This window comes from Nocardia sp. NPDC051570 (genome assembly GCF_044454005.1).
Classification (GTDB): Bacteria; Actinomycetota; Actinomycetes; order Mycobacteriales; family Mycobacteriaceae; genus Nocardia.
This window is the reverse complement of record NZ_JBITDI010000045.1, coordinates 1-11,292: the sequence shown is the minus strand read 5'-3', so window position 1 is coordinate 11,292 and position 11,292 is coordinate 1. Positions and strand designations below refer to the sequence as shown.

At 67.6% G+C, this 11,292-nt stretch carries 2 protein-coding genes; both read left to right on the top strand.

The features are described from left to right. Positions 1-3: 3 nt before the first annotated feature. A complete protein-coding gene (locus ACIA76_RS43150) occupies positions 4-5,211 on the top strand; it encodes an SDR family NAD(P)-dependent oxidoreductase (protein WP_397161320.1) in 5,208 nt (1,735 codons plus the stop codon). Positions 5,212-5,230: 19 nt separating this feature from the next. Next, positions 5,231-11,292 (top strand): type I polyketide synthase (locus tag ACIA76_RS43145; RefSeq protein ID WP_397161319.1); only part of this gene is annotated, 6,062 nt, incomplete at its 3' end.

The following is an 11,292-nucleotide window of genomic DNA, read 5'->3' as shown; positions in this document are numbered from 1 at the left end:
TGGGTGTCCGAAGGTGTGCGTAGGGCGGGTGTTTCGTCGTTCGGGATCAGTGGCACGAATGCGCATGTGATCATCGAACAAGCGCCCGACGAACCAGTGGCCGAGCCGGAAAAGCCTGCGCTGCGGCAAAATCCGATCTTACTACCGATATCGGCGCATGATCCCGACGCGATGGCCGCACAGGCGCACAACCTGCGGCAGCTGCCGGTCACCGACCTGCGCGTCCTTGCGCATACGTTGAGCGCCACCCGCAGCGCATTGACCGAACGTGCGGTCATCATCGCCTCCGACCACGCCGAATTCGATTCGGCCCTGGCGGAACTCGCGCATGGCAACACCACGGCAGGCACCGTCCGAGGTTCGGCCCGCGACGGCAGGCTGGCATTCCTGTTCTCCGGGCAAGGGGCGCAACAGGCCGGAATGGGAAGCCGTTGGTACGCCGAATTCCCAGTATTTGCCGAGCATTTCGACGCGGCCGCACACCACCTGAACACATCGCTTGCGGTGCCACTCGCTGATGTCGTATTCGGCGAGTTCACCGAGCTGCTGGATAACACCGAGTACACCCAGGCGGCGTTGTTCGCTGTCGAAGTCGCCCTGTTCCGCTTGCTCGAATCATTCGGCCTGCGACCGGATTACCTGGCGGGCCATTCGATCGGCGAGCTGGCCGCCGCACATGTCGGCGGCCTGTGGTCGCTGGCGGACGCGGCCACCGTCGTCGCGGCTCGTGGTGCGCTGATGGCAGCGCTGCCCGCAGGTGGCACGATGGCCGCGGTGCGCGCCACCGAGGAGCAGGTGCGTCCCCTGCTCGGCGAGCGGGTCGACATCGCCTCGATCAACGGCCCCCGATCGCTGGTACTCTCCGGCGACACCGATGCGGTGCTGGAGGCGGCGGCACACTTCGGGAAGGTCAAGGCGCTCAACGTTTCCCATGCGTTCCACTCCGCGAGGATGGAGCCGATGCTCGCCGAGTTCGGCGCAGTGGTCGCGGGTGTGGCGGCCGCCGACCCCACTATCGCCATCGTCTCGACGCTTACCGGCAGGCTGGTCACCGCGGCTGAACTGCGCTCGCCGGACTACTGGGTGCGCCACGCACGGGAGGCCGTACGCTTCGCCGACGCGGTGACCACCCTGGCCAGGCGAGGTGTCAGCACGTTCGTTGAACTGGGGCCGGACGCCGTGCTCACCGCTATGGGTCCGGACTGCCTGGCGGATGACGACGCCGACGATATCGTCTTCACGGCGGTCGCGCGTCGAGGGCGACCCGACGACACCGAATTGCTCACGGCCGTAGCGACTATGCACACCCGAGGCGCGACACTCGACTGGACGGCGTTGAATCCTAACGGGTCCGCCGCCCGGATCGACCTACCGACCTATCCGTTCCAGCACCGGCGGTTCTGGCTCGACATGCCTGCCATGCGCGGCGATGCGGGCGCAGTCGGGCAACAGCGGATCGATCATCCGCTGGTCGGCGCCGCTGTGCGGCTGGCGGGATCAGGTGGGTTGTTGCTCACCGGAAAGATCTCCACTGCAACACATCCGATGCTCGCCGAGCATGCGGTTTTCGGCACGACGCTGCTGCCGGGCACGGCATTCGTCGATCTCGCCCTTCGCGCAGGCGAACTGCTCGGCACGGCGACACTGCAGGAGCTGGTGCTGCACGCACCGCTGGTGCTCACGCCGGCGACCGCGGTACAGCTGCAAGTCGCCGCCGCCGACGGGACGGTCGAGATCTTCTCGCGGGCCGATGATGATGCCGCGGAATGGATCCGACACGCCACCGGTCAGCTCACCGAGACCGCGACCTCGCCACACCCGCTGACCGCATGGCCCCCGCCGGGTGCGACGCCCATCGATGTATCCGGGCTCTACGACTCGATGCTCGCGCAAGGCTACGAGTACGGACCGGTCTTCCAAGGAGTACAGGCCGCATGGCGTCGAGACTCGGAGATCTTCGCCGAGCTCGCGCTGACCGAGTCGGCGCATCCCGACGCGCATCGGTTCGGTCTGCATCCCGCGCTGCTCGATTCGGCGCTGCACGCGACCACCCTGTTCGAAACACAGGGCGACACAGCCCCGGACGGGCAGGTCATGCTGCCGTTCGCATGGAACGGCGTCACACTGCACGCCGGCGCCGCCACCGCGGCCAGGATTCGGCTGACCCGTGACGGTGCGAACGAGGTGCGGATCGACCTCGCTGACGACCAGGGCAGGCCCGTCGCATCCGTCGATGGTTACGCGACCCGGCCGGTGCAGGCGAACGCACTCGCAGGCGGCGGCAATTGGGCCCGCTCGATGTTCACCGTCGACCTGATCGCGCCGACGCCCACGCTCGCACAGAGCGATCGGCGGTGGGTGGTGCTCGACGACGCCGCCAGTCTCGGCGACTGGGCCACGGTACCCGACGTCGTCGTCTGGCCAGTGCTCAGCGCCGGTACCGATGACGTACTGGCCACGCTGCGCTCGGCGCTGGCACGCACCTTGTCGGTACTCACCGCGTGGCTGCGCGACGAGCGGTATGCCGCAGCCACCTTGGTGGTCCGTACCAGCGGTGGACTCGACGATGGTCCGGTCGCCGGGCTGGTGCGGGCCGCACAGGCGGAGGGCGGCAACCGGATCGTGCTCGTCGAGGCAGATGAGCCGGCGGTACTGCCCGCGGCACTGCTCGACTACGAGGAGCCCGAGCTGGTGGTGCGCGACGGTACGATGCTGGTGCCCCGGCTGCGCCGCGTGCAGGCACCCGCCGACGCCGAATCTGACTGGGGCACAGTGCTCATTACCGGCGGCACCGGCGGTCTCGGCGCGCTGATCGCCCGGCATCTGGTCACCGCGCACGGGGTGCGTTCGCTCGTCCTGGCCAGCCGTACCGGTCCGGAATCAGTGGCGGCGCAGCGTATTCGGCACGAGCTGTCCGATTTCGACGTGGCGCTCACCGTGGTCGCCTGTGATGTCGGCGACCGGGATGAGGTGGCGGCGCTGCTGGCCGCGCATCCGGTGGACAGCGTGGTGCACGCCGCGGGCGTGCTGGACGATGGTCTGGTCGACTCGCTGACCCCGCAGCGCATCGATACGGTGTTGCGCGCCAAGGCGGATGCCGCCTGGTATCTTCACGAGCTGACCGCACAGCGGCCACTGCGGAATTTCGTACTGTTCTCCTCGGAGGCGGGCACGATAGACGCGGCGGGGCAAGGCAATTACGCGGCGGCGAACCTATTCCTCGAGGCGCTAGCTCGGCACCGGCGGACGAACGGCCTGCCCGCGGTCGCGCTGGCCTGGGGCCTGTGGGCCGAGGTCGGTATGGGCGCCGGGCTGACCGACGCGGACCGGGCGCGCATCGCCCGATCAGGTCGCAGGGCACTGGATCCGGCCGAAGGGCTCGCCCTCTTCGATGCTTCGGTATCCGGCACGGTTCCGACCTATGTGCTGACCTCGCTGGATCTCGCAGTCCTGCGCAGACAGCAGGACCGCCTGCCCGCGATCCTGCGTGACTTGGTCACTGTGCCCACCCGTCGGGTGGTTGCGTCGACCACGGCCTCGCTGGCCGACCGGTTGGCCGCCGCCCCGCTCGCGGACCGTCGGCATATCGTCCTGCGGTCGGTGCGCGCCGAAATAGCCGGGGTGCTCGGCCATGACGGACCGGAGGCGATCGAACCCAAGCGCCCGTTCACCGAATTGGGCTTCGAGTCGCTGGCCTCGGTGGAGTTGCGCAATAGACTCACCGCCCTCACCGCGCTGCGGTTGCCCGCCACGCTGACCTTCGACTACCCGACGCCCGCGGCGTTGGCCGATTTCGTGCTTGCCAAGCTGAAACCGGCCGAATCGGCACCGGCGGGCGGGAGCGCACCGGCGGGTGCGGTCACCGGTGGCGGGGTCCTGAATACCACCACCACTGAACTGGTCGCGCCGGTGGACCGCTCGTGGCGGTTGGAAACCGTTGGTGGCGGTTCCTTGGATGCGCTGGTCTTGCGTGAATATCCACAAGCAGACGCTCAGCTCGAACCCGGACAGATCCGTATTTCAGTGCGGGCATGTGGACTGAACTTCCGTGATGTCCTCATCGCTTTGGGCATGTATCCCGATCGCGATGCGCTGATAGGAAGTGAAGTCGCCGGTGTTGTGCTCGACATCGCCGAGAATGTTTCCGGGATTTCTCCAGGTGATCGAGTGATGGGCTTGGTGCCGGGAGGGATCGGCCCGGTCGCGGTGACCGATCACCGCCTGGTCACCGGAATGCCAGAAGGCTGGTCGTTCACCGAAGCCGCTGCGGTGCCGGTGGTGTTCTTGACCGCCTACTACGCGTTGAAAGACCTTGCCGGTGTCGGTCCCGGCGAGTCGTTACTGGTCCACGCCGCCACGGGTGGCGTAGGTATGTCGGCGGTCCAGTTGGCGAAGAGTTGGGGACTGGATGTCCTCGCGACAGCGAGCCCGGGTAAATGGAACATATTGCGGGATATGGGGTTCGCGGAGGAACGCATCGCGAGCTCCCGTACCCTTGAGTTCGAAGAGAAATTCATGTCCGCTACTGATACCCGCGGAGTGGATGTGGTCCTGGACTGCTTGTCCGGGGAATTCGTGGATGCCTCGTTGCGGCTGCTACCGCGTGGTGGACGTTTCCTCGAAATGGGGAAGACCGATATACGTGATGCCCGCGAAACCGCACAACGGTATCCGGGAGTCGACTATCAAGCATTCGACGTTTTCGATGCCGGTCCCGACCGTATCCAAGAGATGTTGTCGGAGCTGGCCGCGATGTTCGAAGACGGTTCGCTGCACTCGTTGCCGGTGCAAGCGTGGGATGTCCGGCGCGCTCGCGAGGCCATGCGGTTCTTCAGCCAAGCCCGCCATACCGGAAAACTTGTCCTCACCATGCCTGGAGCTTTCGATCCGGCGGGCACGGGGTTGATCACCGGTGACACCGGTCCGGCGCGGCACCTGGTCACCGGACATGAGGTACGCGGCCTGGCAGGTAATGCCGATCGAGCCGCCGATGACGCAGCTGTGCGCGCGCTGCTCAGCCGAATCCCGTTGTCCCGCTTGCGGGAATCCGGATTGCTCGAACAGCTGACCGCGCTGGACGGGCCTGATCGTCAGCCTGTTGGGTCCGAGCCGGAGCCGGTGTCGGCCGTGGCCGATACCACCGCGGCGATCAAGAACATGGACGTATCCGAACTCGTTCGCGCGGCGATGAGCCGGCGCGGCGGCAACTGATCGAAGGAGTGGCTCCGTCGTGGACGCATCAGTCGAAGAGATCATCGAGGCCCTGCGCGAGTCGATGCTGGAGAACGAGCGGCTGCGCGACCAGCAAGCCCGGCTGGCTACCTCGATCGACGAGCCGATCGCCATCATCGCCATGAGCTGCCGTTATCCAGGTGGTGTCGACACACCCGAGAAATTGTGGCAGCTGGTCGATGCGGGCGTCGATGCGATGGGCGGCTTTCCCGAGGACCGGGACTGGGACCTGGACAACCTTTTTGATCCCGACCCGAACGCCCCGGGAAAAACGCACGTCGACCGCGGCGGCTTCATCGACGGCGCAGCGAATTTCGATGCGGCGTTCTTCGGCATCAACCCACGCGAGGCGCTCGCGATGGATCCGCAGCAGCGGTTGCTGCTTGAGGTGTCCTGGGAAGCGGTCGAGCGGGCCGGTATCGACCCAAAGAGCCTGCGTGGCAGTCGAACCGGCGTCTTTGCCGGTCTCATATACCACGACTACGGCACCTGGCCCGCGGCTGCGCCGGAAGGGGTGGAAGGGTACCTCGGCAACGGGACCCTCGGCAGTATCGCCACCGGCCGGATCGCCTACGTGCTCGGGCTGGAGGGGCCTGCCGTCACTATCGACACGGCCTGCTCCGCATCGCTGGTCGCGATCCATCTGGCGGCCAGGGCGCTGCGCGCGGGCGAGTGCACGCTGGCGCTGGCCGGTGGGGTGACGATCATGTCGACCCCGGACGCCTTCGTCGACTTCAGCAGGCAGGGTGGCTTGTCCGCGGACGGCCGCTGCAAGTCGTTCGCCTCCGGCGCCGACGGCACCGGTTGGGGTGAGGGCGCCGGAATCCTGATGCTGGAGAAGCTGTCCGACGCACAACGCAACGGCAGGCGAATACTGGCCGTGGTGCGCGGTAGCGCGATCAACTCCGATGGTGCGTCCAATGGCCTGACCGCGCCGAATGGGCCGTCCCAGGAGCGCGTGATCGCGGCGGCCCTGGCGAACGCCCGACTGACACCGGAGCAGATCCAGCTGGTCGAGGCGCACGGAACCGGTACCCCGCTCGGTGATCCGATCGAGGCCCAGGCGCTGTTGAACACCTACGGCCGCAACCGGAAAGTTCCGCTCTGGCTCGGTTCGATCAAATCGAATATCGGCCATACCCAAGCGGCCGCAGGCGTCGCGGGCGTGATCAAAATAGCCATGGCGATGCGGCACGGCACGCTGCCCAAGACGCTGCATGTCGCCGAGCCGACCAGTACGGTCGACTGGACCGCGGGCAACGTCGAACTACTCACCGAGGCCAGGGCTTGGCCGGATCACGAGGCGCCACGCCGGGCCGCGGTGTCCTCCTTCGGCATCAGCGGCACCAACGCGCACCTGATCCTGGAAAGCGCGCCACAGTCGCAGCCAGCCGCCGGGCACGCGTTGTCCGGCCCGATGCCCTTCATCGTCTCGGCGCGCAACGCCAAAGCGCTTGCCGCACAAGCGCAACGGGTGAGTGAGCTGTTGGCCTCCGCCGACCCGGGCGAGGTGGCGTACTCGCTGGCTACCACCCGTGCGCTGCTTGAGCACACGGCCGTGGTGATCGCCGACGACGCGCCGTCAGCATGCGCCGCTCTGGATCGCCTCGCGTCCGACGGAGCCGACGCGGCCGTGGACGGCCTCGTTGTGGGTAACCTCCGCAGTGAGTCGCGCATCGTCTTCGTATTCCCGGGACAAGGCGGCCAATGGCTCGGCATGGCCGCCGAATTGCTCGATGCTGCACCGGAATTCGCCGAATCGATGGCCGAATGCGCCGCCGCGTTGAGCCCGTTTGTCGATTGGGATCTGTTCACCGTCCTGCGGGCGCGTGCTCCGCTCGAACGGGTGGACGTGGTGCAGCCCGCGTTGTGGGCGATCATGGTGTCGCTGGCCCGGCTGTGGCGCGCATACGGCGTCGAGCCCGCGGCCGTCATCGGGCATTCGCAGGGCGAGATCGCGGCGGCCTGTACGGCGGGTGCGCTCTCGCTCACCGACGGGGCACGGGTGGTCGCGCTACGCAGCATCGCGATCGCGGAACTGGTGGCCCCGGGCGGCGCGATGCTGTCGGTAGCGCTACCGGTCGAGCAGGTACGCGCCATGCTGGTCGACCGTTTCGCCGTGCTGTCGGTGGCCGCGATCAATGGCGCCACCTCGGTGGTCGTATCGGGGGAGGCCACGGCTATTGACGAGTTATTCGCCACCCTCGATGCCGCCGGGACCAGGGTGAAGCGCATACCCGTCGACTACGCCTCGCACTCCGCGCAGGTCGAGGTAGTCCGGGACCGGCTGCGCGCCGACTTGGCGACGATCGCGCCCCGCACCGCCGAGGTCCCGTTCTATTCGACGGTCACCGGCGGTCCGTTCGATACCTCGGGCCTCGATGCGGATTACTGGTACACGAATCTGCGCGAGACAGTGCGCTTCGAACCGGCGGTCCGGGCGCTGATCGACGTCGGCTACGGCGTCTTCGTGGAGTGCAGCCCGCATCCGATGCTGATGCACGCCGTTGAGGAGACGGCCGATGCAGTCCGTAGCGAGGTGACCGTCGTCGGCTCGCTGCGCCGCAACGACGGTGGCGTCCTGCGCTGGCTCACCTCGGTGGCCGAGGCCTATACCCATGGCGTGCCGATCGACTGGACGCCGGTTTTCGCGAGTGAGAGTAGGGCGGGCGTAAGCACCGTACCGCGCCTCATCGATTTGCCGACCTATCCCTTTCAGCGAGAGCGGTTTTGGCTCGGCCGTTCCCGGTCGGCAGGTGACTTGTCCGTGGCGGGATTGCTGGCCGCTCACCACCCGCTGCTCGGTGCGATCGTCTCGGTTGCCGACGACGGCGCTGTACTGTTCACCGGTCGGCTGTCCACGGTGACCGCGCCCTGGCTGCTTGATCACGCCATCGACGACACCCCGCTGCTGCCCGGTACGGCCTTCGTGGAGCTGGCCATTGCGGTGGGCGATCATCTGGGCTGCGGGCGGGTCGAGGAGCTGACCCTCGAGGCGCCGCTCCTGTTCAGTGGTGCGGCCGTGGAGCTGCAAGTGCGGGTCGGTCCACGAGCATCTACCCACCCCGTCGGCTCCGCCGACTGCCGTCCCCCAGTTGAGCGTTCGAACCGAACGTTGAGCGTGCATGCCCGGCCCGCGGGCACAGCGGATGAGTGGACGAGACACGCTTCCGGATTGCTCGCGCTGGACACCGGCGGGCCCACCTTCGACCTGGTCAGCTGGCCGCCCGCCGGAGCACGGCCGGTGCGGCTCGACGATGGGTACGAGCGTCTCGCGCGCCAGGGATATCACTATGGGCCCGCATTCCAATGCTTGCGGGCCGTCTGGCGGACCGATGAGGAGGTGTTCGCCGAGGTCGACCTCGACCTCGACGCCGACGGATTCGGCATACACCCCGCATTGTTCGACTCGGCTCTGCATGCTGCGGCGCTGGCCGATACCGACGGTCCCGCGCAGCTGCCGTTCAGTTGGTCGGGTGTCTCGTTGTATCGGTCCGCGGCGACGTCGCTGCGTATCCGGATTCGCGGGATCGGCACGGACACGCTGAGCATGGAGCTCGCCGATAGCGCCGGAGCTCCGGTGGCTTCGGTCGACACGCTGGTCTCGCGCCCGATCGAATCCGGTTCTCTGGCATTCCCGTTCACCTCCGACGCGCTCTTCCGGGTCGACTGGCCGATGCTGCCGGGCGGCCTCGGTGTTGCTGCGGATCACGCGCTCATCACCGCCGCCGGTCTCGGCGCGATCGATCCGGCGACCCGGTTCGTCGTGCTCTCGGCGGCCGGTAGTGGCGACCCGGTCGCGGCGACCCGAGACGTCGTCACCCTGGTGATGCGCACTGTGCAGCAATGGATTTCGGTCCCCCGCCCGGTCGAATCCCGACTTGTCGTGTGGACGGTCGGCGCGGTGTCGGTCGGCGGCGAGGCCGTCGAGGACCTGGCGGGCGCGGCAGTATGGGGATTGGTGCGTGCGGCTCAGGCGGAGAACCCGGATCAGATCGTGCTGGTGGACACCGCCGCGGCCGCGGTACCTGCCGAGGTAGCAGCCGCGGCGGCCTCGGGTGAGCCGCAAGTGGCCGTGCGCGCCGGCGTTGCGCGGGTGCCTCGCCTGGTCGGTGCACGTATTCTCGCGGATTCGTCTGCAGGATGGGGCGAGGGTACCGTGCTGCTGACCGGCGGCACCGGGGTGCTCGGCACCCTTATCGCCCGCCATCTCGTCGCCGCGCACGGAGTGTCGAACCTGTTGTTGGTCAGCAGAAGTGGGGTAACGGACGAGGATTTCAGCGACCTGGACGCATCCGTCACGGTCGCGCGGTGCGATGTCGCCGATCGCGGTGAGCTTGCCGCGCTGCTCGCCACCATTCCCACCGCGCACCCGTTGACGGCGGTGGTGCACCTGGCAGGCGCGTTGGACGACGGGCTGGTGTCGACCCTTACCGCCGAACGTCTCGACGCCGTATTGCGGCCCAAGGTGGATGCGGCCTGGCACCTGCACGAGCTGACCGCTGAGCTTGACCTGTCCGCCTTCATCCTGTTCTCCTCGGCCGCGGGCACCGTCGACGCCGCAGGCCAGGCGGGGTACGCGGCATCGAACGCATTCCTCGACGGGCTCGCGCAGCACCGCAGGTCGCTCGGCCTACCCGCGCTCGCACTCGCCTGGGGTTTCTGGGAGCAACGCACCGGAATGACCGCACATCTCAGCGATGCCGATCTCGCCGCGATGGCACGCGGCGGGGTGCGGCCGCTGACCACCGCGCAGGGGTTGGCACTGTTCGATGCCGCGCTCGATTCGACGGCACCGGTGCTCGTCCCGATCGGGCTGGATCGGGCGTCGCTGGATCGTTCGGCAGTGCTGCCCGCCGTACTGCGCGCCGCACCCGTGCGGTCGGTCCGTCCGTCCGCGGCGAGTGCGTCCGCGGCAGATTCAGTGCGTGACAAGCTGAGTGCCCTGCCCGCCGCGCAGCGCAGCGCGGCTCTGCTGGAGATCGTGTACACATATGTCGGTGCGGTACTCGGGCACGGCGACGAGATGGAGTTCGACCCGCGCCGCGCCTTCCGCGACTGGGGATTCGATTCGCTGACCGCCGTCGAGTTGCGTAACCGGCTCAGCGCGGTGGTCGGGGTGCGGCTGCCCGCCACGCTGGTATTCGACTATCCGAATCCGTTGGCGCTGGTTGACTTTCTCGACGCCGAGCTGGTCGGGGCAGGGCCGTCTCCAGAACAGGCCGGGTCCGCGGTGGCCGGGTCCGCGGTGGCCGAGCCGATCGCGATCGTGGCGATGAGCTGCCGCTATCCTGGCGGCGTCGATTCGCCGGAAGCGTTGTGGCAGTTGGTTGCCGATGACCGCGACGCGATCTCCGACTTCCCTGCTGACCGCGGCTGGGACCTCGAATCGCTCTATGATCCCGAGCCGGGCAAGGCTGGGAAAATCAGCACGCACCGTGGCGGATTCCTGCACGACGCCGCCGATTTCGATGCCGACTTCTTCGGTATCGGGCCAAGGGAGGCGCTGGCGATGGATCCGCAGCAGAGGCTGCTGTTGGAGACCTCATGGGAGGCCGTCGAACGCGCCGGTATCGATCCACAGTCGTTGCGCGGCAGCCGGACCGGTGTGTTCACCGGTCTGATGTATCACGACTACGGCAGCAGGTTGTCGAATGCGCCCGAGGCGGTGCGCGACTACCTCGGCAACGGTAGCCTCGGCAGTGTCGCGTCGGGGCGGGTGGCGTACACGCTGGGTTTGGAGGGTCCGACGCTCACGGTGGATACCGCGTGCTCGTCCTCGTTGGTCGCGATTCATCTTGCGGCGCAGGCGTTGCGGCACGGCGAGTGCTCGCTGGCATTGGCGGGCGGGGTCAGCGTTATGTCGACGCCGGATACGTTCGTGGATTTCAGCCGCCAGCAGAACCTGGCCGCAGACGGCCGGTGCCGTGCGTTTGCCGACGGCGCCAACGGCACCACATTGTCCGAGGGTGTCGGAATGGTGTTGTTGGAGCGGTTGTCTGATGCGCGTCGGCATGGTCGTCGGGTGTTGGGTGTGGTGGCTGGTTCGGCGGTGAATCA